The sequence below is a fragment of the Nocardioides yefusunii genome (genome assembly GCF_004014875.1).
In the GTDB taxonomy this organism is placed as follows: Bacteria; Actinomycetota; Actinomycetes; order Propionibacteriales; family Nocardioidaceae; genus Nocardioides; species Nocardioides yefusunii.
The window spans coordinates 1,297,519-1,320,767 of the sequence record NZ_CP034929.1 but is presented as its reverse complement, the minus strand read 5'-3'; the positions used below and the strand labels follow the sequence as shown (position 1 = coordinate 1,320,767).

At 70.4% G+C, this 23,249-nt stretch carries 23 protein-coding genes, 1 other RNA gene and 1 pseudogene; 9 read left to right on the top strand and 16 right to left on the bottom strand.

The features are described from left to right. Positions 1-27: 27 nt before the first annotated feature. Genes EOV43_RS05970 through idi form a run of 7 tightly spaced genes read right to left on the bottom strand, consistent with a single transcriptional unit; the run spans position 28 to position 5,892 of the window. Positions 28-963 (bottom strand): prenyltransferase, encoded by a 936-nt coding sequence (locus EOV43_RS05970; protein WP_128220129.1) that lies wholly within the window; start codon positions 961-963, stop codon positions 28-30. Continuing rightward, on the bottom strand, positions 960-1,295 hold the full coding sequence (locus tag EOV43_RS05965; protein ID WP_128220127.1) for a lycopene cyclase domain-containing protein: 336 nt from the start codon (positions 1,293-1,295) through the stop codon (positions 960-962). The genes EOV43_RS05970 and EOV43_RS05965 overlap by 4 nt, the downstream gene beginning before the upstream one ends. Next, positions 1,292-1,645, bottom strand: coding sequence for a lycopene cyclase domain-containing protein (locus EOV43_RS05960; protein ID WP_128220125.1), 354 nt, complete (start codon positions 1,643-1,645; stop codon positions 1,292-1,294). Before EOV43_RS05960 ends, EOV43_RS05965 begins: the two co-directional genes overlap by 4 nt. Further along, positions 1,642-3,336, bottom strand: a complete 1,695-nt coding sequence (gene crtI / locus EOV43_RS05955) for a phytoene desaturase family protein (RefSeq protein ID WP_164878792.1) — start codon at positions 3,334-3,336, stop codon at positions 1,642-1,644. Before crtI ends, EOV43_RS05960 begins: the two co-directional genes overlap by 4 nt. Then, positions 3,333-4,232, bottom strand: a complete 900-nt coding sequence (locus tag EOV43_RS15375) for a phytoene/squalene synthase family protein (RefSeq protein ID WP_164878793.1) — start codon at positions 4,230-4,232, stop codon at positions 3,333-3,335. The genes crtI and EOV43_RS15375 overlap by 4 nt, the downstream gene beginning before the upstream one ends. Then, positions 4,229-5,299, bottom strand: a complete 1,071-nt coding sequence (locus EOV43_RS05950; RefSeq protein WP_128220123.1) for a polyprenyl synthetase family protein — start codon at positions 5,297-5,299, stop codon at positions 4,229-4,231. Before EOV43_RS05950 ends, EOV43_RS15375 begins: the two co-directional genes overlap by 4 nt. Beyond that, the gene (gene idi, locus EOV43_RS05945) at positions 5,296-5,892 is read right to left on the bottom strand and encodes an isopentenyl-diphosphate Delta-isomerase (RefSeq protein ID WP_128220121.1); all 597 of its coding nucleotides are present in this window, start codon (positions 5,890-5,892) and stop codon (positions 5,296-5,298) included. Before idi ends, EOV43_RS05950 begins: the two co-directional genes overlap by 4 nt. A 241-nt stretch (positions 5,893-6,133) precedes the next feature. On the opposite strand from idi, the gene EOV43_RS05940 reads away from it, so the two are divergent. From EOV43_RS05940 to EOV43_RS05925, 4 genes and pseudogenes are all read left to right on the top strand, one after another. Then, on the top strand, positions 6,134-7,090 hold the full coding sequence (locus EOV43_RS05940) for a hypothetical protein (protein WP_128220119.1): 957 nt from the start codon (positions 6,134-6,136) through the stop codon (positions 7,088-7,090). Between the two features lie 65 nt (positions 7,091-7,155). Then, positions 7,156-7,540, top strand: an RNA gene (rnpB, locus tag EOV43_RS05935) — RNase P RNA component class A. A 260-nt stretch (positions 7,541-7,800) separates the two neighbouring features. After that, a pseudogene (locus EOV43_RS15950) lies at positions 7,801-8,415 on the top strand (RCC1-like domain-containing protein); the annotation flags it as partial. A gap of 142 nt (positions 8,416-8,557) precedes the next feature. Beyond that, positions 8,558-9,157: an RCC1 domain-containing protein gene (locus EOV43_RS05925; protein ID WP_128220117.1), complete on the top strand. Its 600-nt coding sequence runs from the start codon at positions 8,558-8,560 to the stop codon at positions 9,155-9,157. Positions 9,158-9,190: 33 nt separating this feature from the next. On the opposite strand, the gene EOV43_RS05920 is transcribed toward EOV43_RS05925, so the two are convergent. From EOV43_RS05920 to hrpB, 3 genes are all read right to left on the bottom strand, one after another. Beyond that, the gene (locus tag EOV43_RS05920; protein ID WP_128220115.1) at positions 9,191-10,921 is read right to left on the bottom strand and encodes a DEAD/DEAH box helicase; all 1,731 of its coding nucleotides are present in this window, start codon (positions 10,919-10,921) and stop codon (positions 9,191-9,193) included. Positions 10,922-10,960: 39 nt separating this feature from the next. Further along, positions 10,961-11,470 carry a hypothetical protein gene (locus EOV43_RS05915; protein ID WP_128220113.1) on the bottom strand — a complete coding sequence of 170 codons (510 nt, stop codon included), beginning with the start codon at positions 11,468-11,470 and terminating at the stop codon, positions 10,961-10,963. 72 nt (positions 11,471-11,542) lie between these two features. After that, positions 11,543-14,074 (bottom strand): ATP-dependent helicase HrpB, encoded by a 2,532-nt coding sequence (hrpB, locus tag EOV43_RS05910; protein WP_239022290.1) that lies wholly within the window; start codon positions 14,072-14,074, stop codon positions 11,543-11,545. Positions 14,075-14,171: 97 nt separating this feature from the next. On the opposite strand from hrpB, the gene EOV43_RS05905 reads away from it, so the two are divergent. Then, positions 14,172-14,639, top strand: coding sequence for a hypothetical protein (locus EOV43_RS05905; protein WP_128220110.1), 468 nt, complete (start codon positions 14,172-14,174; stop codon positions 14,637-14,639). 9 nt (positions 14,640-14,648) lie between these two features. Here EOV43_RS05905 and EOV43_RS05900 read toward each other — a convergent pair whose 3' ends face one another. Then, a complete protein-coding gene (locus tag EOV43_RS05900; RefSeq protein WP_239022248.1) occupies positions 14,649-14,891 on the bottom strand; it encodes a DUF3099 domain-containing protein in 243 nt (80 codons plus the stop codon). Between the two features lie 69 nt (positions 14,892-14,960). Between EOV43_RS05900 and EOV43_RS05895 the strand changes: the two genes are divergently transcribed. Further along, positions 14,961-16,043 carry a tocopherol cyclase family protein gene (locus tag EOV43_RS05895; RefSeq protein ID WP_128220108.1) on the top strand — a complete coding sequence of 361 codons (1,083 nt, stop codon included), beginning with the start codon at positions 14,961-14,963 and terminating at the stop codon, positions 16,041-16,043. A gap of 18 nt (positions 16,044-16,061) precedes the next feature. On the opposite strand, the gene EOV43_RS05890 is transcribed toward EOV43_RS05895, so the two are convergent. The 4 genes from EOV43_RS05890 to thiM form a co-directional block, all read right to left on the bottom strand. Beyond that, positions 16,062-16,718, bottom strand: a complete 657-nt coding sequence (locus tag EOV43_RS05890) for a GntR family transcriptional regulator (protein WP_128220107.1) — start codon at positions 16,716-16,718, stop codon at positions 16,062-16,064. 122 nt (positions 16,719-16,840) lie between these two features. Next, positions 16,841-18,415, bottom strand: coding sequence for a rhodanese-like domain-containing protein (locus EOV43_RS15370; protein ID WP_128316363.1), 1,575 nt, complete (start codon positions 18,413-18,415; stop codon positions 16,841-16,843). Positions 18,416-18,419: 4 nt separating this feature from the next. Further along, positions 18,420-19,799 carry an LLM class flavin-dependent oxidoreductase gene (locus tag EOV43_RS05880; RefSeq protein WP_128220106.1) on the bottom strand — a complete coding sequence of 460 codons (1,380 nt, stop codon included), beginning with the start codon at positions 19,797-19,799 and terminating at the stop codon, positions 18,420-18,422. Positions 19,800-19,873: 74 nt separating this feature from the next. Next, entirely contained in the window at positions 19,874-20,644 is a 771-nt protein-coding gene (gene thiM / locus EOV43_RS05875; protein ID WP_128220104.1) for a hydroxyethylthiazole kinase, read from the bottom strand. Between the two features lie 189 nt (positions 20,645-20,833). Here thiM and EOV43_RS05870 point away from each other — a divergent pair, with 189 nt between their 5' ends. Next, a complete protein-coding gene (locus tag EOV43_RS05870; RefSeq protein WP_128220103.1) occupies positions 20,834-21,604 on the top strand; it encodes a zinc metalloprotease in 771 nt (256 codons plus the stop codon). A 21-nt stretch (positions 21,605-21,625) separates the two neighbouring features. Here EOV43_RS05870 and EOV43_RS05865 read toward each other — a convergent pair whose 3' ends face one another. Then, positions 21,626-22,186, bottom strand: coding sequence for an HPP family protein (locus EOV43_RS05865; RefSeq protein WP_128220101.1), 561 nt, complete (start codon positions 22,184-22,186; stop codon positions 21,626-21,628). 87 nt (positions 22,187-22,273) lie between these two features. On the opposite strand from EOV43_RS05865, the gene EOV43_RS05860 reads away from it, so the two are divergent. After that, positions 22,274-22,615, top strand: a complete 342-nt coding sequence (locus EOV43_RS05860; protein WP_128220100.1) for a hypothetical protein — start codon at positions 22,274-22,276, stop codon at positions 22,613-22,615. Continuing rightward, positions 22,615-23,220, top strand: coding sequence for a DJ-1/PfpI family protein (locus EOV43_RS05855; protein ID WP_128220098.1), 606 nt, complete (start codon positions 22,615-22,617; stop codon positions 23,218-23,220). The genes EOV43_RS05860 and EOV43_RS05855 overlap by 1 nt, the downstream gene beginning before the upstream one ends. Positions 23,221-23,249: the final 29 nt, after the last annotated feature.

Genomic DNA, 23,249 nt, shown 5'->3' with positions numbered 1-23,249 from the left:
GCGCCCCGTCTCATCAGCGGTGACGGCTCAGAGCCAGCCCATCGCCGAGACGATCATCAGCTGCGTGGCCAGGAAGCCGGCCAGGAAGTTGAGCCAGAGGAAACGCTTCCAGCCGTCATTGGCGCGCTCGCAGTCGCCGTCGGTGATGCCCAGGTAGGGCACCACGTTGGCGACGTAGGGCAGCACCAGCACCGCGGCCAGCGTCCCGGGCCACGGCATCGCCAGCAACGCCAGACCGCCCACGACGTAGCACCCGAGCGCGAACCAGACGGTGGTGCGCGCCCCCATCACAGTGCCGATCGAGGCGAGTCCGCCCTCACGGTCGGCGCGCACGTCCTGGACGGCGCCAAAGGCGTGCGAGCCCATGCCCCACAGGAAGAACCCGACCAACGCACCCCACACGCCCAGCGACCAGTCCGCTGCGACGCCGCGGTCAGCGGCCAGCACGAGGCCGTAGGCAGCCGGGCTGACGAAGTGGGTCGCGGAGGTGACCGAGTCCAGGAACGGCTTCTCCTTGAACCGCAGTCCGGCCATCGAGTACGCCACCACCGCGAAGAGGCTCACGGCCAGCACCAGAGCGGAGGTGAACCCACCCAGCGCGAGCAGGACGACGACGAACGGCAGGCAGCTCAATGCGGCTGACCACAACGTCACCCGGTGGATCGAACGGTCCAGGACGACGCCCTCGACGCCTCCCTTGCGCGGGTTGCGCAGGTCGGACTCGTAGTCGAAGACGTCGTTGATCCCGTACATCGCGAGGTTGTAGGGGACCAGGAAGAAGACGACGCCGACCCAGAAGGCGATGTCCACCTCTCCTCCGACGAGCAGGTAGGCGGCACCGAACGGGAACGCGGTGTTGACCCAGGACAACGGACGCGACGACCCCAGCACCGTCCCCACCGTGCTCCAGATGCCACGCTGCCGCGTCACGGAAGCCTCCAGAGCGGTGGTCGTGCTGGTCATGCGTCCTCCTGGGAACGTGCGGGAAGGTCCCCCGCGGTGCGGTCGAGGAGCAGCGTCAGCGACGGAACCACCATCACCGCGGCCAGGGGCCAGGCGAAGTCCTCGACAGGAGCCAACCAGACGTGGAGGCCCGACAGGTGGCTCTCCTCGTAACGGAACAGGTCGGCAGCGATCATGAGGGAGTCGAAGACGGCCGTGAGAACCCCCAGGGCCAGCAGGGTGAGCCCTTGGGCGGCCCACCACCGTCGCCCCGGGCGTCGCAGCAGCACAGCGGCGACGAACGGGACGGCGGAGGCGGCCAGGAACAGGGCGACGAGTCCGGCGTAGGTCATCGCTTCCCCTGCCCCTCTGCCACGGCCCGCGGAAGCAGGCCGACGTCGAGAAGACGCAGGAAGCCGAAGTGGATGACGCCGGTGATGTAGGTCAGGAAGGTGATGAAGACCAGTTCCTCGATCGGGAGGTGCGGGGCGACGTCGATCCCGGTCATGGCGCGGGACTCGCCCTTGGCGTACATGTCGGTGGCGATCGCGACCAGGTCCCAGACCACGAAGAGCACGAACCCGGCGACGACGACCGGCAGCGCCACCCGCGGACGTCGGAAGAGGAAGAGCTTGAACCGGGCGTCGATCGTCCCCATGCAGACCAGGGAGACGAGCAGGAACGTGAGGTAGAGCAGACTCACGCCTCCACCCCGGCGTTCTCGGGAACGTCCGTCCCCCGGCTCGGCATCTCAGGGCAATGGGCGAACGGCTCGGGCAGGGCTCCTCCGCGACGGTCGCCACGGACCCGCTTGAGCACCAGTTCGGCGCTGATCAGGCACATGGGCAGTCCGATGCCGGGCAGAGTGCTGCAGCCGGCGTAGAGAAGGCCGTCGACCTTCCTGGATGCGTTCTTCGTCCGGAAGAAGGCGCTCTGCGACAGCCGGTGTCCGGGGCCGAGCATCGTCCCGGACCAGGCGTTCAGGTCCGCGGCGAAGTCCCCAGGACCGACGGTGCGGCGCACCACGATCCGCTCGGCGAGGTCTGGGACGCCGGCCCACTCGGCGATCTGGGCGATCGCAGCGTCGGCGATCTTCTCGACCTCCGGGTCACCGGCACCGTCTTCACCGCCGCGTCCCAGGGTGACGTCGGCGGGCACAGGGACGAGGACGAAGACGTTCTCGTGACCCTCGGGCGCGACACCGGCGTCGGTGGCGCTGGGCTTGCAGACATAGGAGGACGCAGGAGTGGGGACATACTTGTTGCGGCCGCGACGGTCGCCCAGGACGCCGTCGAAGTTGGTCTGCCAGTCGGTGGTGAAGAACATCGTGTGATGGGTCAGTTCGGGGAGCTCGCCCTGCACGCCGAGGTAGAGCAGGACCGCCCCGGGGCCCGGGTCCTGCTTCTCCCAGTAGGAGGCCGGGTAGCTCTGCAACGCCGCAGGGAGGAGCTGCGTCTCGACGTGGTGGAGATCGGCGGCTCCGACGACGAGATCGGCGGGGCTCCAGACCTGTCGGCCGCTGTCGTCGGTCCAGCGCACACCCGTCACCGAAGGCGTCGCGGAGCCGTTCTCCCCGGCCGTGGTGGTGATGGCCGTCGCGGTGGCACCGGTCTGGATGACGACGCCGTTGGCTTGAGCGAGCGCGACGAGGGTGTCGACGAACGCGGCGAATCCGCCCTGGGGGTAGAGGACGCCGTCGTCGAGGTCCATCCGACTCATCAGGCTGTACAGAGCGGGGATCCGTTCGGGCGCCCCGCCCAGGAAGACGGCCGGGTAGCCCAGGACCTGGCGCAGCCGCTCGTCGGAGAACTGCGACCCGACGTACGACTTCAAGCTGCGCAGCAGCATCGGCGCGAGCGTCTTCGCATGCCGCAGGACGTCAGCGTTGACGACGTCACCGACGTGCTCGAAGGACGTGTAGAGGAAGTGCTCGATCGCGAGCCGGTAGGTCTCCTCGGCTGCATCGAGATACTTCTCCAGTGCTGCCCCGGCGCCGGGCTCCACGGCGTCGAAGACCGCGACGTTGTCACCTCGGGACACGCGGGTCTCCAGCGGGGCGTCGTGGTCCTGGTAGTAGACCCGGTAGCCGGGGTCGAGGACGGTGAGGTCCAACTGTTCGGCGGCGCTGGTGCCGAGCAACTTGTAGAAGTGATCGAACACCTCGGGCATCAGGTACCACGACGGGCCGGTGTCGAAACGGAACCCGTCCTTCTCCCAGGAGCCTGCCCGGCCGCCGAGTTCGTCGCGCTGTTCGAGGAGTTCGACCTCGAGTCCGTCCGCGGCGAGCAGGGCGGCGGTGGCGAGGCCCGCGACTCCCCCACCGATGACCACGGCGCTGCGGGCGCCGGTGACGTCGTGGCGGGGACGGCGCAGCGGGGTGGTGCGGCGGCTCATGCGTCGCCCCGGGCGGCGAACGCGAGCGCGACCAACTGGACCTTGCGCGGGGACGGGACCCGGACGCGTCGGGTGCGGATGGCGTGGGGCGAGGTGCGGCGCAGGCGGTGGGCCAGATCCGCGAAGAGGGCGTGGGCGGCCCGCACGGCACGGCGGCTGGAGGCGGGCAGCTGCCCCAGAGCCGCGGCGGCGACGGCGAGGTCCGCGTCAATGTCGTCGAGCAGCCGGTCACGGGTGGCGGTGTCGAAGGCGTCGACGTCGAGGCCCGGGAAGTAGCTGCGTCCCAAGGTGTCGTGGTCGGCGGCGAGGTCGCGCAAGAAGTTGACCTTCTGGAACGCGGCTCCGAGGGCCTTCGCGCCGTCGTACAGCCGGTCGTACTCTGCCTCGGGGGTGGCGTGTTCGAGCAGGAAGACGCGCAGGCACATCAGCCCGATCACCTCGGCCGAGCCGTGGACGTAGGCGTCGAACGAGGCCTGGTCGTGGACGGTGCGGTGCAGGTCCATCGCCATCGAGGCGAAGAACGGGGCGATCAAGGTGGCGTTGATCCCAGCCGTGCGGGCGGTGCGCGCGAAGGCATGGACCACCAAGTTGGCCGAGTGACCGGTGTCGAGCGCACGCAGGGTCTCGGCGTGCAACTCCTCCAGCAAGGCGGCGCGGGCAGCGTCGTCACCGCCAGGACGCGGGGCGTCGACGATCTCGTCGGCGACCCGGACGAGTGCGTAGATGTTGCGGACGTGGGTGCGCACCGGCGCGGCGAGCAGTCGTGACGCGACCCCGAACGACGTCGAGTAACGGCGGATCACGACGTCGGCGGCGGCCTCGGCCACCTCGTCGTAGAGCTGGTACGGGCTCTGTGCAGCAGGGACGGAGCGGGGTCGACCGAAGGTGATGTTCATGCCACTCCTGCAGTGGAAATGCTGCCGGACGCGGCGATCCGGGCGTCGACGGGGACGGGCTGCCAGGTGGCGGTGAGCGGGTCGACCACGGTCTCGGTGAGACCGAGCCGGGCTGAGTGCCGCCGCGCGAGACGCAGGTGGCGGGCCACCAAGCCTTCAACGTGCTGCACCGACCCGGCCGCGACGAGTGCGCGGCGGACGTCGTCGGCGTGGGCCGGGGTGAGGTCGGGGTCGCCGAGGTGCGGCTCGATCCGGGACCAGTGAGCGCTCGCGGCGGCGTGCACGACGAGCGGGGTGCGCTTGCCCTCGCGGAGGTCACCGTCGGGGTCCTTGCCGAGCGTGTCGGCCGCAAAGGTGCCGAGAAGGTCGTCGCGGAGCTGGAAGGCGATGCCGAGGTGGCGCCCCAGCTGGCCGATCTGCTCGACCACGTCGTCGTTCGCCCCGGCAACGATCGCGGCCGCGCGCAGCGGGAGCACGAACGAGTACGCGGCAGTCTTGAGCTCGGCCACGGCCAGTGCGTCGTCGCTGGTGGGCAGGTGGCCGTTGAGGGTGAACCGGACGTCGGCGAGCTCACCGACGGCGGAGTCACGCAGGGTCGCGTCGAAGAGGTCGAGGAGTGCTGTGGTGACGGCCGGCGAAGCACCACAGGTCGCGATCCCGCGGATCGCTGCGGCGAGAGCGAGGTCCCCGGTGAGGATCGCCCCGGCGCGGGGGTACTCGGGCGAAGGGCTGGTGGTGGAGCCGCGGAACCATCCGGGGACGCTGGTGCGACCGCGGCGCGTGTCGTCGTTGTCGATCACGTCGTCGTGGACGACGAATGCGGTGTGCATCAACTCGATCGCGGCGCCGATGCGGTCCAGAACGTCGGTCTCGACCTGAGGTGAGGCGTCGCTGGCCAGTGCTGCGTGAGCGGTGGTGAAGAGCCAGGGACGGAAGCGTTTGCCCCCTTCGGTGGCGGAGCGCAACGCGATCCCGAGCATGGAACGGTCCAGTCCGAGGCCCCCGAGGAGGTAGGGCGCGGAGGCGGCCGGGAGGGTGAGGTCGTCGATCTGGCCCTGGAGGCTCATGCTGCTGCTCCTTCGCTGGCGGCGTTGCCGCGGTCGGACTCGAGCGCAGCCCAGGTGGCGTCGTCGAGGAGTGCTGCCTGCTTGCGGAACCACGGGCTCAGGGACCACGGCGCCACGTCGAGGGCAGAGCGCAGGTCGGCGAGGCTCACCCAGACGTGCTCGGCGACCTCGTCGGGGTGGGGTGCCAGCTCGGCGGCTTCGTCCGCGTCGAGGCGAGCGAGGAAGACAGGGCAGACCTCGTTCTCGACGATCCCGGCGGCGTCGACGGCGCAGTAGGCGAAGTCGGGCAGCAGAGGCTTCACCTCAGTGACGGTGACTCCGAGTTCGGTACGACTCCCCCGGACGACGGCAGCGGCGAGTTCCTCCCCCGGGCGCGGGTGTCCGCAGAACGAGTTCGTCCACACGCCGGGCCAGGAGCGCTTCGACAGTGCCCGGCGGGTGAGCAGGAAACGGCCGTCGGGTCCGATCACCCAGCAGGAGTACGCCAGGTGCAGGGGCGTGGACGTGCCGTGGACGCTCTCACGGGGCGCGGTGCCGGCAGGACGTCGTTCAGCGTCCAGCAGGACGACGAGGTCGGCGGGGTGGGGATGCATGCGCACTCCTGGGTGGCTCGTGCGTGTGGCGCCCAGTACAACCGGACGAACGGCGTGTGAACAGCGTCTCGTGACCTTGTTCACCGAGACGTTATCCAGCGTGTTCATGCTTCGTCAAAGGTTTGACAAAGGTTTGCACAAGGTTTTGCTCTGGTCTGGACCACATGCGGGTGCCCCTGCGCATGCCGAATGAGTACTGGAGCCCATGCCCACGCCGCCCATGGGACGCCATGCTCGACCCATGCGAATCACCACGACCTTCCAGCTCGCCACCCTTGCTCTCGCCGTCGCGGCCTCTGGGGCTCTCACCGCGTGCTCCGCCGTCGACGACGGCCAGGAGCTCAACCTCGCGGTCGAGAAGCGGATCGCGGACCGCCCCCTGGTCGGCGACGTCCAGCGCTCCTACGTCCCCGCCGACCAGGGATCTTCTGAGGATCTGCACGGATATGCCGTGACCCTGACCGATGACGCCACCCTGGACGACGCCAAGGAACTCGTTCGCGCCGTCCACGCCGAGTACTCCGGCACGGACCAGCGCTGGCTCGGCGAGATCTCCGTCAGCCTCGGGGACGACCAGATCACCCTCGAGACGCGACCGGAGGAGGTGGGAGCGGACGAGGCCGTGGCCCGTCTCGATGCCGCCACCGAGGTTCTGGAGGCAGCCGCGGTGCGCACGACCATCGACGCGAAGACCCCTGACCTCGCCTCCCCCGCACTCGCCCTCGGGTTCACCGAGATGACCGTCGACGGTGGGGCCGCCGAGGTCGTCGCCGCCCTGACCGATGCAGAGGAGGCCTACGCCACGACCTTCCCCGACGCGCGGTGGTCGGCAACCACCTCCCAGTCACAGGCCTGGACCCTGACCGGTGCCGCAGCCTTCCCCGACGCCGAGGAGCGTGCCCAGTTCCTTGCCCTGGCTGCGCTGGCAGGCAAGGACGGCGTCGTCGCCACCGACGGCGACGTCACCCAGCTGACCTTCGCCGCCAGCACCCCCGACGCACGGGTCCTCGACATCACCCTGGAGCAGCTCGACGTTCTGGGAGGCGTCGCTCCGGCCTACGCGCACGTCTCTCGGGAGTCCGCCTTCGCCGCCTGGCTGGATCGCGGCTCCTGCTCCTTCGAGGACGACCACCTGGGGCGCCTGTTCAGGGAGCGGCTCACCTCCGAGTGCTCCACCGTCGAGGAACAGAGCTCCTGAGTCACCGCTGCCCCACCCGCCGTCGTGCACGGCGGAGGCCAGAGGCATAGAGTGGGGCTCGCGAACAGGCCGGCCGGGCGACCGCGTTCTCGAGGGGCAACTCTCGGGGCCGAGGAAAGTCCGGGCTCCACAGGGCAAGGTGGTGGCTAACAGCCACCCGGGGCAACCCGCGGGACAGTGCCACAGAAAATAGACCGCCTCCCTCCGGGGAGGTAAGGGTGAAACGGTGGTGCAAGAGACCACCAGTGGTCCAGGTGACTGGATCAGCTAGGTAAACCCCACCAGGAGCAAGGTCAAGAAGCCGTCCGCAAGGACGGTGCGTGCACGTTCGAGGGCTGCTCGCCCGAGTGCACGGGTAGACCGCACGAGGCGTCAGGCAACTGGCGTCGTAGATGGATGGTCGCCCCCACGCAAGTGGGACAGAACCCGGCTTACAGGCCGGCCTGTTCGCCTGCCCTCATGTCGGCCGAAGAATGTGCGGAGAACGCTTCCGAACAAGTCGGACGCTGCATCATCGGCACATTCTTCTCGGGCTCACTGCCCGTCGGTCAACGTCATCCCTCGCGCAGAATTCGCGTGACCGTCACGACGCACACCTCGAGAGCACTTCGAAAGACTCAGGACATGCCGGCTGGACAATGTGTAACTTCTGACTGATCCCCCATGCAGGCGATGCCGGCCTCCGACGAGCCAGAGCCCCGGAGCACGCCATGACCCACGACGACACCGACAACACACTTGCCCCCGGGGCGTCGTCCGACGCATCGGGACGCGGACTGACGCGGCGTTCCGCCGTGACCACCGCAGCGTGGTCGATGCCCGCTCTGGTCATCACCGCCGCTGCGCCAGCGTTCGCCACCTCGGGCGCACTGTCCCTGACGCCGCTCTCACCTGGGGCATCCGACTTCTCCGAGGACACCGCTGCATCCCGTCAGGTCATCGCCGTCCTGCGCCGCGACGGGTCCCCGCTGAACGGAGCCACCGTGACGTTCAGCCTCACCGACGACTCATGGCTGGAAGTCGTGTCCCCCACCGTCCTGACCACCTCGGGCGGACAAGCCTCGACCGTGCTGCGTGCAGTACCCGGCGCCCGCCCCGACCTCGGCGCACAGACCGTCCTCACCGCCAGCCACGGTGGCGCGAGCGCCGTGTGGACCGTCACCTACCGTCCCTTCACCGCCTTGGCCGCAGGCGGCAGCGGACGTCATATCGTGGCCGTGGCGGACGGACGCCTCTACGCGTGGGGTCGGTCCGGCGGTGCCGGCGGCAACGAACACACCATCGCACTGAGCTCCACCGGTCGGCTCTACGGCTGGGGCGGCAACTCCTTCGGGCAGGTGGGCCCGACCGCTCTGGGGTCCCAGATCCTGACCCCGACGGAGCTCGACCGCGGAGAGATCCCTGCCGGTGTCACCGTCCGCGCCCTGGTCTCGGGGCGAACCACAACATCGCCCTCGGCAGTGACGGTTGGGCGTACGCCTGGGGACGCAACACCGCCGGACAGGTCGGCGCGGGGAGCCCTCCGGCCCGCGTGGGCGCCCCCTGGCCATCTCGCACGGCGCGATCCCGACGACTGTCGCCCTCGTCGCCGTCGCTGCAGGAGCGAACCACACCCTCGCCCTGGACAGCGACGGATTCGTCTACGCCTGGGGCACCAACTCGTGGGGAGAGGTCGGGAACGGCGCCACCGGCGACCCGGTTCTGGAGCCGACCAGGGTCCTTGCGGGTGCGCTCCCGGGGGGTGTCCGGATCATCGACGTCGCGGCTGGGAGCCACCACTCCGTGGCCTTGGGCTCGGACGGACGCCTGTACGCCTGGGGCCGGAACGACCTCGGACAACTCGGCGAGGGCACCACCGATTCCCGCGCAATCCCGGTGTCCGTGAACCTCGGCGCCATGCTCCCCTCGAGCCGCGTGGTCACGCTGGCGGCAGGAGCCTTCAACACCTACGCCATCACCGATGACCGGCTCACCTATGCCTGGGGGGTGGGTAGTGATGGCCAGTTGGGCAACGGCAACGCGTCCCCGTGGGCCACCTCACCCGCCAGGGTCACCGTGGTCCCCTGAACCGGAATCATCACGCCCCGGTCACACCCGGCCTCAGTTCCCTGCCTCGGTGAGGGCCGTCGCAGGGAGCCAGTCGGCCCCGAGCAACTGCGCGACGTCGGTCAGCCCGGCGGTGTCGCTGCCGACGGTGTCGGATGCCGCCGCGATGCGTTCGACCATCACCTTGCCGACCTGCTCCTCAACGGTGTCCTCGGCGTAGGCGATGTGCCACGGGGAGACCTGGTGGTCGCGGTGGGTACGGCCGGTCACCTGACGTCCGGCGATCCCGGAGAACCGGGCCTGGTGGAAGACTCCCACCCGCGGGGTGAGCGACGCCTGTCGTCCGTCGGGCAGGGTCTCGCCGGCGTGCAGACTGATCGAGGCGACGGTGGTGAAGACGCAGACCTTGGCCTCGCCGGTCTGGAAACGCAGGCGTTCGGCCTCGACGTCGAAACGGTCGCGGCCGTAGATGCTGGCGACCTCGATCCCGGCCTCGCGCAGACGCTCGGCGATCGGGTCCGCGGCGGTGGTGACGAACTCGACCGAGCAGGCCACCTGACGTTCGGCTGCGACCTGCTGCGCGATCCACGCGACCGTCGCGTCGACCCGGATCAGGCCGGCCTTCTGCCGGAACCGGAGCAGCGCGGCACGGCCCTTGGCGGTGTTGCGTCCCCGCCGGGCCAGGTCCATCTCACGGCAGAACTCGCCCCACTCGGCCTCGTAGGCAGCGCGCTCGGCAGGCGTCAGCGTCACCGGCATCCCGGAGATCGGCACCGGTCCCCACGGAGCGGCACGGTGCAGCATCGCCGCCGGTTCGGCCTCGGCGAGCCACCCCCGCACCCGGCTCAGGTCTTCGGCGCGACGACGCGGATCGGTGGTCCAGGTGGCGCCGTAGCGGCCGTGCTCCACCTCGACGCCGTGGCGTTCGAGGGCAGAGGCGAACGTGGCGTCGGCCTTGGTGGCCGAGGTCCATTCCTTCATGGGTTCGTCGTGGACCTGCGCGTAGGCGGGCGCGAGGTAGGGCAGTTCCAACGGCGTGTGCCCCGGGGTCGCAGTCGTGGCGATGACGAACGGAGCCTGGTCGTGCGGCAAGCCGTGCCCGGAGACCTTCGCCCAGTGCTTCCAGCGCTTCGTCGACGTGCGGCGCAGCGCATGCGCCTCGTCGGCGATGATCACGTCCCAGTCGTGGTCGACGACCTTCTCCAGGCGGTCCCAGGTGATAACCACCCAGTCGAGGCCACCGTCGCCGAGGGCGGTGACGGTGCGGCACCAGTGCCCGATGGTGATCGCGGCCGGACGGTCCGCGACCACGAGCACCCGTTCCGCGCCACGCAGGTCACCGACGGCGCAGGCTCCGAGGACGGCGGAGATCGTTTTCCCGACGCCCGGCTCGTCGGCGAGCAGGAACATCCGTCCGCCCGACGCAGCCCGTTCGGCAATCGCGTCGGCGGCCTCGAACTGGATCCGGCGCGGCTCGAGGGCATCGGTCGGTTCAGGGTTCGGTGTGGGGGCGTCGGGGTTGAGGGTGTTCTCGACGAAGCGCCCCAGCGTGTACGGCCCCGGCGAGTACGGCGCGAGGTGAGCCGGCAGTGAACATCCGACGTACAGGTGGTTCTTGACCGCCGAGTGCCACGTCGCGCCGTCCACCTGCGTGCCGTAGGGGACGTCGAGCACCCAGTACCGCTCCCCCGGCCCGAGTACGGGCAACGGACGGTCGGGCGTCGTCCTCCCTCGGCGGGACGACGAACTCTTGCGGCGCGAGCTGGAACGACGAGTGGTGGCCACTCCCGGACGGTACCCGGACGGCCACCACTGCAGTGCGACTCAGTCGCAGATGTCGCACTCGCCGTTGAGCGAGCGCACGACGAAGTGGATCTCGCACACCTCGCCGTACAGGTCCTCCTTGACGACCGTGGTGGCGGCGACCGGCCGGAACCACGGGAGTTCGGTGGTGCCGCCCACCTTCGTGGACACCGATCCCTTCCCGATCCAGGCGACGCCTTCACCCTCGGCGCCGAGAGCGACGTAGGCGCTGCTGGCGGGAACCCACACGACGTCGTGCTCGACGCCGGAGAGTGCCTCGTCGATGAGGCGGCGTGCCTCGTCGGTGCCGTGACCGAAGTCGCTGAGTGCAGCGGTGAGGTCGGTGAAGTAGGTGCGGCCCTCACCGTTGATCTCGCGGGCGCAGTGGACACAGAGGCCGTTGGCCTCGACCTGTTCGGCCGTCGCCTCGGTCAGCGTGGAGCTGGCGTTCAGGTGCGGGCACGGGCGGACGTGGACCTTGCCGTGAGCGTTGGTGACGTACATGGTCTCGCGCACTTCGGTCTGGGTCATGGTCTGAACCTACGGGGCCGCGGCCCAGACGGTGGTACTTACGCGATCACCGGTGAGACGACCGCTGAGGTGTCAGCCGCGCGGGCGGGGGTTCTTGACCCGCGCCGTGGCCTCGGCAGTGCGGGGGTCCTCAGGCCAGGAGTGCTTCGGGTAGCGCCCGCGGAGGTCGGCGCGCACACCCGGGTAACCGTTGCTCCAGAAGGAGTTGAGGTCGGCGGTGACGGCGGCCGGACGGCGTGCCGGGGAGAGCAGGTGCAACAGCAGCGGGACCCGTCCGTCGGCCAGTTTCGGGACGTCCTTCCAGCCGAAGACCTCCTGCAGACGGACGGCGAGGACGGGCTGTTCGACGGAGTAGTCGATGCGCACCACCGATCCGCTGGGCACCTCGACCCGCTCGGGGGCGAGCTCGTCGAGTCTGGACGCGACCTGCCACGGCAGCAGCGCCCGCAGCGCGGACGTGATGTCGATGCGGCGCAGGTCGGCGGCAGAACGCACGCGCGCCAGCTGCGCCCCCAGCCATGCGTCGAGGTTCGCGGTGAGGGCGGCGTCGCTGACGTCGGGCCACGGGTCGCCCAGTGCCCGGTGCAGGAAGTCGAGGCGGTCCCGGAGCGCTACCGCTGACTCCGACCACGCGAGGAGGTCGATTCCTTCGGCGGCGATGGCGCCACGGATCGCGTCGGCCACGGCGTCGGCAGGCGGGTCGCTGAGCCGTGCCGAGGAGAGTTCGATCGCGCCGAGCATCGTGCGGCGCCGGGCGAGGACGCGACCCTCGGCCCAGACGACCTCGTCACTCTCGTCCCAGAGCGATCCGGCAGCTTCGAGCGCGAGATCTTCGGTCAGGGGCGCGGCAGCCCTGATCCGGGCTTCACGCTGCCCGGCTCGTCGGTCGGCGTCGGCGACGGCCAACCATTCGAGGCCGGTGAGCGCGCCGTCGTCGCGGGCGTCGAGCGCGGCTCCGGTGCCTGAGGTCATCAGGTACGTCGATGACCCGGGACGCTTCCGTGCGATCCGGTCGGGATGAGCCAGAGCGACGACGAGTCCGACGGCAACGTCGTCGGTCAACGACTGCGCTCCCGGCCCCTCATGTTCGCGGGCGATCGCTTCGAGGCGCTTCACCTGCGCCCGCCAGGAGCCCGAACGGTCCTGCGAGCGCATCTGGCGCAGCGCTGCCACCAGGTCGCCGCCCGGAGCACGGACGTCCTCCGACAGCAGGGCCACCACTTCGGCGGCACGCCGGGCACCGACCAGTGAAGCCCCGTCGAGCAGTGCCCGGGCCAGGCGTGGGTCGACCGGGACACCGGCCATGGCGCGCCCCCGTGGTGTCGTCCTTCCGTCGTCGGTGAGCGCACCGAGTTCGGTGAGCACGGTGCGGGCAACGGTGAGGGCGTGCGCCGGGGGCTGGTCGAGCAGGGCGAGTTCGTCCACTGAGTCGCTGCCCCAACAGGCCACTTCGAGGGCGAACGACGTCAGGTCGGCGGTCGCGATCTCCGGCTCGGGGTGGGGTGCGAGGTGGGCATGTTCGGTCTGGGACCAGCAGCGCAGCACGACACCCGGCCCGAGTCGTCCGGCGCGGCCGGCGCGTTGCTGCGCCGAGGCACGGCTGACCGTGACGGTGACGAGGGAGGCGAGGCCGCGACGGTGGTCGGTGCGGGGTTCGCGGGAGAACCCGGCGTCGACGACGACGCGGACCCCGGGCACGGTCAGCGAGGATTCAGCGACCGCGGTGGAGACGACGACGCGACGTCGAGGCCCTGCGGTGAGTGCTCGGTCCTGCTCGGCGCCGGGGAGTCGGCCGTGGAGCGGGTGGACGTCAGCGTCCAGACCGCCCAGACGTCGGATGACGGCGTCCACCTCGGCGACGCCCGGGACGAAGACGAGGACGTCGCCGGGGTGGTCGGCCAACGCACGTCGCACGGTCGCGGCGACATGGTCGTGAAAAGCGGGAGTGATGCCGCGCTCGTCGGTGCGGCGCTGGCCGGCAGGGAGCGGGCACCAGACCTCCTCGACCGGGTGGAGCGCACCGGGGACGGTGACGACGGGTGCCGAGGCGGGGCCGGAGGCGAGCAGCGCGGCGGTGCGCTCGGCTTCGATCGTCGCCGACATCGCGACCAGGACGAGGTCGTCGCGCAGGTTGGCTCGGACGTCGACAAGCAGCGCGAGGGTCAGGTCGGCGTCGAGGTGGCGTTCGTGGACCTCGTCGAGGACCACGGCACCGACGCCGGAGAGTCCTGGGTCGTGCTGGAGGCGACGCAGCAGCAGGCCGGTGGTGACGACCTCGATCCGGGTCGCCGGCCCGGTACGGCGTTCGCCGCGCACCGAGTACCCGACGCTCTCCCCCACCGGCTCACCCAGGAGCCCGGCGAGACGTCGGGCTGCGGCCCGGACCGCGATCCGGCTCGGCTGGGTGACGACCACCCTCCCGGTGACGGCACACGCGACCGCCGGCGGGACCAGCGTCGTCTTGCCGCTGCCCGGGGGCGCCTGCAGCACCGCGACCCCGTCGAGGCGGAGTGCGTCGGCGAGCTCGTCCAGCCCGGACGCAACCGGGAGGTCGGGCGGGGAGGCGAGCAGGGTGCGCAGCGGATCAAGCGGGGGGTCGGGCAGGGGGTCGGACACCGGACAAGTCTGCCCGACGCCGCACGCCGGTGCTGCAGCGTGCGCGAACAACGGTTCCGCGGCGTCCCCGTGGGAGGATGCCCCCATGAGTTGGGGCGATGTCTGGGTCAGCGGCGGCAACGAGCGTCCTGAGGTCGGCCCCGGGTCACCGAAGGCTCCTTGGGTGAAGGCCGGCGTCATCACGCGCGAGGAACGTGCGTTCATCGAGGCGATCCAGAAGATGCGCGGTACCCGCAAGGGCCAGCCGCGTGCGGTCGACTTCTCCCTGCAGATGCAGAACTACGACGTCGCCCTGACGCGCGAGGACGCGAAGAAGGGTGCGCTCTCCTTCGCCCCCGACGGCCTGTGGCTGCTGATCGACGTCAGCCCGGCCGGTGCCGAGGAGCCGCGCTACGTCGTGACCGCGAACCGCGTGCACGCCGTCACCGGTCGTCGCAACCCTCCGGCCGCAAAGATGGAGCGTCGTCCCGTGGCGACGTTCCCGCTGCGTGCCAAGGCCGGCCACATGGGCATCAGCGCCTTCGAGTCGGTGCGCAACGCCTCGGACTACTGAGCCGAACCGTCAGCGGTCCTCACCGTTGTTCGCCACGATCACGGCGATCGGTGGGATCACCGCAGCGATCATCGACATCACCACGGCCGCGGTGATCGAGAAGAACCGCACCACGTTCCAGGCCAGGACGATCAGCACGATGCAGGTGCCCATCAGCCACAGGTAACGGCGCATGCGGCGGTGCAGGCGCGCGTCCTTCGTCTCCCGTGCGTCGTCGCGACCGTTCTCGTCCTCACGGACGTGGTGCTCCACCTCTCCAGTGCACCACTTCTTCCTCTTCGGCGCACTCCCATCGGCTGACCGGTTCTGCCATGCTCAGGGATGGCCTCTTCTCCCTTCCTCCCCCGAGCTCTCTCCTCCTCGATCGGCAGCGTGCGCAGAAGGTACCGGGCCAGCGGCGCAGACCTGCCGTGGAGCGACCCTCTGCCCGCTCACGGAGTGGCGATGGAGGGTTACTTCTGGCGCTTCACCGATCCTTCGTCTTCCCGGACGTTGATCGCTCTCAACGGCGTCAACCGGGCCGCCAACGGCACCTGGGCGACGCTCGGGCTGGCCTCGCACCCCAACGGATTCCTCCGCACCACCGTCCACCCCACCGCTCACGCCGACCCGCGCAGGCTCGGCGTCGAGGCCGGGGATGCCTTCATCGCGACGCCGGACCGCGTGCGGGTCGACCTCGCGCCTGATGCGCGGCTCGACGTCCGGATCGCCGCATCCGTCCCGTGGCCGCGGCGCTCCCTCGGCGGTTCGAGCGTCTTCCAGAGCGTGCCGGGGCTCAACCAGTACTGGCACCCGTGGCTGCTCGGTGGGCGTGCCACAGGCACCGCCACGGTCGGCGAGGAGACCTGGGAGCTCGACGGGTGGCAGGTGTACGCGGAGAAGAACTGGGGCAAGGGCGGGTTCCCCGACGCGTGGTGGTGGGGGCAGGCGCACGGGTTCGACGAGCCACGTGTCTGTGTGGCCTTCGCCGGAGGTGAGGTGAGCGCCGGTCCGCTGCGCACCACCGTCACCGCGGTCGTGGTGCTCCTGCCCGACGGCACCTTGGTCCGTCTCGGAGACCCCGTGGTCTCACCGGTGCACGCCGATGTCAGCGACGAACGGTGGTCGTTGCGGGGTCGCAGCGCCCGCTGGAGCATCGAGATCGAGGGGACCGGACATCTGGGCGACGCCCACGTGCTGCCGGTCCCGTTGCCCGCCGAACGACGCAACGTGCCCGGCGCGATCGAACACCTGGGAGCAAGCATGACGGTCCGTGTACGTCGCGACCGGAACCTGGTCTGGGAGGGCACCTCAGCCGTGGCTGCGCTGGAGCACGGGTCGATCGCACGGGCGCGCGCCGAGGTGATCCGACGCGGGTGGGGGCCTGACGCCGTCGACGCGGCGCCCGGACAGAACGACGCGTGACGTCGTCCTGTCGACCCCTCAGCCTGCAGCGTTGGTCTGGGCATGCACCTGGGCGACGAGCTGACTGATCCGGTTGTCCCGGTCGTGAGCCAGGTGCTCCAGCATCCGGGCCCGCGCGAGGTCGGCGTCACCGGCGAGGATCGCCTCGAGGATCGCGTCGTGCTCGGCGAGGGAACGAGCCAGCCCCTCGTCGGACTCGTCGGTCTTCCACGGCGCGGAGAGCTTGATCTGCGCACTCAGAGTGGTGACCAGCGAGGAGACCGTCGCGTTGTGTGCGGCGTCGAGCATGCAGTCGTGGAAAAGGTTGAAGAGCCGACGCTTCTCCTTGGGATCACAGGTGGCGTGCGCGCGCTCGGAGAGTTCGGCAAGCCGGGCCCGGTCAATGGCGGTGGCCCGGGTGGCCGCTGCGTGCGCGGCGTTGGACTCGAGGATCCCGCGGACCTCGAAGATCTCCAGCATCTCCTCGTCGGGACGCTTGCGGATCATGAATCCGCGCGAGGTGGAGACCAGCAGACCGTCCCGCTCGAGGAGCCCCAGGGCTTCCCGCACCGGGGTGCGGGAGACCTCGAACTCCTCGCTCAGGGCCTGCGGAACGAGGGAGTCCTCGTGGGTGTAGTGCCCGGCGAGCAGGCGGGCCAGCAGGGCGTCGTGGACGACGTCGCGCACGCTTGCCATCTGGTCTCCTCTCCCCCGCACGTCGGCAGGTGGTGGATGAATTCGTCGTAGTGTTCCAGAGCCACCCCGATAAACCGGTACGTGCTGTCCCGGGGCGGCTCCGTGTCGGTACAGCGCAGTCGTCAGCGCGGCCAGCGCCGCGCCAGGTCCACGAGGTCCTTGGCCGTGACGTCGGCGAAGTCCACCAGGACCAGCACGGCGTCGTGGTCGAAGCTGCACGCTCCCGTGGCCAGCCCGACGAACGGGATCCCCAGACCAAGCGCGGTCTTCTCGTCCCAGGCACCGTCACCGAGGATCACCACGTTGAGACGGTCGTGACCGACCCGACGCACGGTCTCCTCAATCGCCCCGCGGACGATCTCCTCACGGCTGTAGTGCTCCAGCGACGTCGACAGCACAGCGGAGTCCGCGTCGACGCCGACCAGTCCGAGCTTGCGCCGCGCCATGCCGCGCAGCGACCCGGTCGCGAACGCCACGTGGACGCCCGCCATCGCGTCGAGTTCGGCGAGCAGGGCCCGGGCACCCGCGACCTCGGCCACCTCGGTGGTGGCCAGATGGGCGTCGAGTGCTGCGGCGTACTCGTCGTCGAGACGGGCCAGCAGCTCGGCCGGAGCCGGGGTGCCGTGCGTCGCGGTGTGGACCTCGTCGATCACACACCAGTCGGTGTAGTGCGTGTAGGTGCCGAACGGCTTGATCGTGGCGTCCAGACCGTGACGCGCCTGGACGACGGTGATCAGCTCGTTGTGAGCACCGTCGGAGTGCAGCAACGTGCCGTCGATGTCGAAGACCACCAACACCTCCCGAGCCGGTGCCGGCTGCACCGGGCTGGGACCGAGGACGACGGGCAACTCGATATGGGCACGCCACTCGTTCATCGAGGCGTCGTAGACACGCGGCAACGGCAGCCCGGCCTCCGCGAAGGCGACCGCGAGGCCTGACGCGTTCACGCCACCGCCGCAGTAGGCCAGCACCGGGACGTCGGAGTCGAGGTCCCGTGCAGCGGCGAGCGCGCGGGTGCGCTCGACGGAGACGGTGCCGTCCTCGTTGAGCAGGTCCGGGTAGGGGACGTTGACGCTGCCGGGGATGTGGCCCGAGCGTTCACGCGCGGGGTCGCCCTCGAACTCGGGACGACGCAGCGCGCAGACCAGCCGGGCCGCCTCAGCACGGTCGCCGAGAGCAATCGCACGGACCTCGTCGAGATCGGCGAAGAGACCGGCGTCGACGGGGGCGAACCCTGACCCGGGCGTCGGGAGCACGAGGTCGCCGGACTCCACCGGGCCACCGGCTGCGGTCCATGCCGCGAAGCCACCGTCGAGCAGCTTCACTCCGGTGAAGCCCCATGAGCGCAGCACGAACCAGAGCCGCGCGGCGTAGGCCCCGCTGAGCTGGTCGTAGACGACGACGGTGGAGTCGGGCGAGATCCCGGCGGCACGCGCCGCGGCCTGCACCTGCTCGGCGCTCGGCCGGGTGAAGCCGTACTCCCCCTCGGGGTCGGACCAGACGCGGAACAGGTCGGCGAAGACCGCGCCTGCGATCCGGGCGGCGCGCACCGTCGCCGATCCGTCGCTGAAGACGGTGGCGCCGGTGGCGTCCTCGCCGCGGGTGATGCTCGCGTCGAGGACCACCACGTCAGCGTCCTGCAGGTGGTTCAGGAGCCAGTCGGCGGAGACCAGCGGGGACTCGTGGACCGAGCCCATCAGTTCACTCGCCGTCCTTGGCTGCAGCCTTCGCGGTGAGCGCGGAGGCGGCGCGGTTGCGCCACTCGCCACGCTCGGGACGGTTCAGGCCGAGGTTCTCGCGCAGGGTGGTGCCCTCGTAGGCGGTGCGGAAGATGCCGCGTCGCTGCAGCTCGGGGACGACCTCGTTGGCGAAGTCCTCGAAGGCGGCCGGGACGTGGGAGGCCTGGATCATGAAGCCGTCGGCGGCACCGGCGGCCATCCACTGCTCCATCGTGTCGGCGATGTCGGAGGCCGAACCGATCATGTTGCCCTCGGTGCGGGCGCCGTACCAGCGGCCGATCTCGCGAACGCTGAGCTTCTCGCGCTCGGCGAACTCCACGACCTCGCGGTAGTGACCCTCGACGCCGACGACCTCGAGCGACGGCAGCGGGCCGTCCAGGTCGTACTGCGTGAGGTCGACGTTGACGTGGTACGCCAGACGCGACAGGCCAGCCATCGGGTCGACGAGTTCGAAGAACGACTCGTGCTTCGCCATCGCGTCGCGAACGTCCTTGCCGACGACGGTGGTGGCCGCCGGGAGGATGAGCAGCTGCTCGGGGTCGCGGCCGTGCTCGGCGGCGCGCTTCTTCATGTCGGCGTAGAACGCGATGCCGGACTCGAGCGACTCGTGGGAGCAGAAGACGACGTCGGCCCAGCGCGAGGCGAAGTCGCGACCCGACGGGGAGGCGCCGGCCTGGATCAGGACGGGGTACCCCTGCGGGGTGCGCGGCACACCGAGGGGGCCCTGCACCTGGAAGTACTCGCCCTTGTGGTCGATCGCCTCGACGGTCTCGGGACGACCGAAGACACCCGACTCCTTGTCGCGGACCAGGGTGTCGTCGCCCCAGGAGTCCCACAGACGAGTGGTGACCTCAAGGTGCTCCTCAGCGCGGGCGTACCGCTCCTCGCGACCGGGCAGCTTCTCCTGGTTGAAGTTCTGCGCCTCGGCGTCCTGGAAGGAGGTGACGATGTTCCAGCCCGCACGACCGCCGGAGAGGTGGTCGAGGGTGCCGAACTGACGCGCGACGTTGTAGGGCTCGTTGTAGCCGGTCGACATGGTGCCCGCGACGCCCAGGTGGGTGGTGACGGCGCTCATCACCGACAGGACCGTCATCGGGTCCAGGCGGGGGCTGCCGGAGCCGTAACGGATCGCGGGGTCGAAGGAGTCACCCAGGCTGCGGGGCACGGCGAGTGCGTCGGGGACGAACGCCATGTCGAAGCAGGCGTCCTCGAGGACCTTCGCGATGTGGGTGTAGTGAGCGGCGGTCAGGAAGCCGTCGCCCGCGTCGGGGTGGCGCCAGCCGACGGTCCCCTGCGGACCGGCGTTCATGAACGCTGCCAGGTGCATCTGCTTCTTCGACACGGGATCTCCTCAGGAGGGGGTGAGGTGACGCCGGACCCGAGTGTCCGACGTCGGGGAATGTCTGGGGTGAGACGTCAGAGGTTCGAGAGCTCGTCGACGAACGCGACCGCGAACGATCCGGTGCCGGTCGAACGGGCACCGGCACGTTCACCGGCCTCGGCGTAGACGACGTGCGCAGCGACGGCGGCGTCGAACGGGTTGGTGACGGCCAGGAAGGCGGCGTTGACGGCGCCGAGGCTGCAGCCGGTGCCGGTGACGCGGGGCATGAACGCCGAGCCGCCGGGGACGGCGACGGTGCGGGTGCCGTCGGAGATGTAGTCGACCGGGCCGGAGACGGCGACGACCGCGCCGAGCTGGGAGGCGAGCTGGGCGACGACGTCGACGACCTCGCTGGAGTCGAGGGTGGAGTCGACGCCGGAGCCACCGGCACCACCGGCCAGGGCGGCGACCTCGGAGGCGTTGCCACGGATGATCGAGGGCTTGTGAGCCAGGAGCGCCGTCATGACCTCGTCGTAGGCAGGGGCGCCCGCACCGACGGCGACCGGGTCGAGCACCCACGGGGTGCCGGCGGCCTGCGCGGTCGCGGCCGCCTCGAGCAGCTGCTCAGGGGTCGCGGCGGACATCAGCGAAGCGCCGTTGATGAAGACACCGGACGCGCCGGCCGGGAAGGAGGCGGTCCAGCCGGGAGCGGCACCGAAGGCCGGGCCTGCGCCGAGCGCGAGCAGGGCGTTGGCACTCAGGTTGGCGGCCACGAAGTTGGTGAGGCCGTAGATGAACGGGCTCTGCTCGCGGACGGCGGCCAGGTCGGCGCGGACGGTCTCGTCAGCCCAGGTGATGGTGTCCATGTGGTGCGCGCTCCTCGGGAGGTGTGATCAGGCTCTGCGCCGCAACACCCCCCGTGTCGCATGCAACTGTATGCAGTTTTATTCATTCGTGACCATTAAGTCAAGTGACACCGTGGACTTTGGTGAGATTTTGCGAAGCCATCCACTCCGAACCTTGCGTCCCGGCGTCGTCCGGCCATGATGGAGGGCGTGTTCGAGCGGATGACGGAGAACGTCCGGCGCCAGCGGTTGGCGCAGGATCTCGACGCGCCTCCCGACGACGACCGCAGGACGTCACCGCTGCTGGCCGGGAGCCTGCTCGCCTGCAGCGTCGTGCTCGGCACGATCGCACTCTCCCCGGGCGCCAGCTTCGAAGGCCTCCAGCGCCTCGTCGCCCGGACCGTCCCCTGGGTGGAGGAGCCCACCGGTTCCTACGCCTTCATGCAGACCCAGGACGACGGTCGCCCGGTCACCTATCCACCGTGCGAGCCAGTCCGCGTGGCCCTCAACCCGGCGGGCGCACCAGCCGACCACGAGGAACTGCTCTCCACCGGCCTGCGCACCGTCTCCGAGGCCACCGGACTGAGGTTCGAACGCGTCGGGACGACCACCGCGAACGACATCACCTGGCGCGGCTACGGCGCACCCCCACCCGTGCTGGTGCGATGGGCCGACGCCGAGGAGGTCCCCGAGTTGGCCGGCGACGTGGCGGGCATCGGCGGCAGCACCGCGACCTCACACCACGGTCTGCTGCGCTACGTCACCGGCAAGGTCGTGCTCGACCGTGACGCGTACGACGGGCCCGACCCGCTCGAGGGCAACCAACGTCAGGCGATCGTCGACCACGAACTCGCCCACCTCGTCGGCCTGGCGCACGTCGAGGACCGCGGCGAACTCATGAACGCCGAGAACACCGGCAGGACCTCGTTCGGGCCCGGCGACCTCGCCGGCCTGGCGCAGCTGGGGCGCACCGACTGCTGAGCAACGCCCCGGGGCCAGCACTCACCACCAGTAGGTGGGGTATCCCGTCCTCGTGAAGCGTCCCGAGATCCATGCCGTCAGCGTCAGCACCACGGCAGCGGCGAGCGCACAGAGGACGAACGTCGCCTGCCCCGTGGTCGTCTCGACCGCGAGCACGCAGGTCGCGGCAGCCGGAGCGTGGGCACTGCGCAGGAGCAGCATCACGCCCACCGCGAGCGCCGCAGCCACCGCGGCAGCCCACAGCGAATGACTCATCCACCCCACGCCGACCCCGATCAGCACCGAGACCGTCTGACCGATGACGATGTTGCGGGGCTGGGCCAGCGGCAGCGCGGGCGCAGCAGCGACCAGCGCCATCGTTCCTGCCATTGCCGGGATCAGCAGGAGGTGGCCGCTCCACTCACCGAGACCGGCCAGGAGCAACAGGCCCACGGCCACGGTGACCGTCACCGCGGCGACCTTGCCCCACGGCGGACGCGGCGGAGCCTGACTGGCGAAGCGAGCACGACGTGGGGCGTCGTGGACCGGCCCGCTGACGCCCGCGGGCTCCCTCAGTGCAGTGCGGGGCTGTTCCAGAGTCATGCAGGGTCCTTCGTCGCGGCAGGGAAATTCGGCTCCCCGCCTCTACGCTAGGAGTTCCCCCACTCCTGCGACGAACCGAGGTTCTCCGTGCCCGCCAGCCGTTCCGCCCGACAGAGGAAGGCCGGCGTCGAGGCCGGTCCGCTGGCCGTGGCCCGCATCGACCTCGCCGACGACGACTCGTTCGTCTACAAGTTCACCTGCACCGAGTGCGAGGTTCCGCGCCCCGGCACGGGCACCCGCGCCTGGGGCACCTACCGCCGCGGCGAGGACAACGGCTACATGGCGTCCATGGACCGCTGGATCCTCCACCTGGAGTCGAAGCACGCCGACCTCACCGCCGACGACGCCCCCTGCCTGCGCTACCTGGCCGAGGCCCACGAGCGTCTTGACGCCCAGCGCAGCGCCCGTACGGAGCAGCAGGACTCCTGATGTCTTCACTCCGCAGGGTCGGAATCCTGGTCTTCGACGACGTCGAGGTGCTCGACGCCTGCGGGCCCTTCGAGGTCTTCTCGGTGGCGTCGCGGATCGCTGAGGAACCGCTCTTCGAGGTCCTCTGCGTGGGCACCGACCCCGACTTCACCAGCGTCCAGGCCCGCGGCGGCCTGACGCTGGGGGTGCACACCCCGATCGACACCTGCCCGGACCTGGACGTGCTCCTGGTCCCGGGCGGGGTCACCGAACTGGTCGAGTCCGACGACGACGTCCTGGCGTGGCTGCGCGAACGGTCCGCGTCGGCCGAGGTCGTCGCGTCGGTCTGCACCGGTGCCTTCGTGCTCGCGCAGGCAGGGCTGCTGGCCGGTCGCAGCGTCACGACCCACCACGACGATGCCGCAGCACTGGCCGCCCGCTTCCCCGACCTCGACGTCGTCACCGACCGGCGCTGGGTGGGCGGCGACGGGCTGTGGACCTCGGCCGGCATCTCCGCCGGCATCGACCTTGCCCTGGAGCTCGTCGCCGAGCTCGTGGGGCGCGACCACGCCCGGCGCACGGCCGCCCAGATGGAGTACCGCTGGATCGAGGACCCGCGCGCCTGAACGACGCGGGCCGGGCCAGGCGGGGCCGG

What these genes read in the sequence shown, in the direction of transcription:
- EOV43_RS15375 (WP_164878793.1), bottom strand. Translation starts at nt 4,232, where the DNA reads ATGAACATCACCTTCGGTCGACCCCGCTCCGTCCCTGCTGCACAGAGC.
- crtI (WP_164878792.1), bottom strand. Translation starts at nt 3,336, where the DNA reads ATGAGCCGCCGCACCACCCCGCTGCGCCGTCCCCGCCACGACGTCACC.
- EOV43_RS05890 (WP_128220107.1), bottom strand. Translation starts at nt 16,718, where the DNA reads ATGGCAAGCGTGCGCGACGTCGTCCACGACGCCCTGCTGGCCCGCCTG.
- EOV43_RS05970 (WP_128220129.1), bottom strand. Translation starts at nt 963, where the DNA reads ATGACCAGCACGACCACCGCTCTGGAGGCTTCCGTGACGCGGCAGCGT.
- EOV43_RS05865 (WP_128220101.1), bottom strand. Translation starts at nt 22,186, where the DNA reads ATGACTCTGGAACAGCCCCGCACTGCACTGAGGGAGCCCGCGGGCGTC.
- EOV43_RS05950 (WP_128220123.1), bottom strand. Translation starts at nt 5,299, where the DNA reads ATGAGCCTCCAGGGCCAGATCGACGACCTCACCCTCCCGGCCGCCTCC.
- EOV43_RS05905 (WP_128220110.1), top strand. Translation starts at nt 14,172, where the DNA reads ATGAGTTGGGGCGATGTCTGGGTCAGCGGCGGCAACGAGCGTCCTGAG.
- EOV43_RS05915 (WP_128220113.1), bottom strand. Translation starts at nt 11,470, where the DNA reads ATGACCCAGACCGAAGTGCGCGAGACCATGTACGTCACCAACGCTCAC.
- thiM (WP_128220104.1), bottom strand. Translation starts at nt 20,644, where the DNA reads ATGGACACCATCACCTGGGCTGACGAGACCGTCCGCGCCGACCTGGCC.
- EOV43_RS15370 (WP_128316363.1), bottom strand. Translation starts at nt 18,415, where the DNA reads ATGGGCTCGGTCCACGAGTCCCCGCTGGTCTCCGCCGACTGGCTCCTG.
- EOV43_RS05855 (WP_128220098.1), top strand. Translation starts at nt 22,615, where the DNA reads ATGTCTTCACTCCGCAGGGTCGGAATCCTGGTCTTCGACGACGTCGAG.
- EOV43_RS05940 (WP_128220119.1), top strand. Translation starts at nt 6,134, where the DNA reads ATGCGAATCACCACGACCTTCCAGCTCGCCACCCTTGCTCTCGCCGTC.
- EOV43_RS05895 (WP_128220108.1), top strand. Translation starts at nt 14,961, where the DNA reads ATGGCCTCTTCTCCCTTCCTCCCCCGAGCTCTCTCCTCCTCGATCGGC.
- idi (WP_128220121.1), bottom strand. Translation starts at nt 5,892, where the DNA reads ATGCATCCCCACCCCGCCGACCTCGTCGTCCTGCTGGACGCTGAACGA.
- EOV43_RS05965 (WP_128220127.1), bottom strand. Translation starts at nt 1,295, where the DNA reads ATGACCTACGCCGGACTCGTCGCCCTGTTCCTGGCCGCCTCCGCCGTC.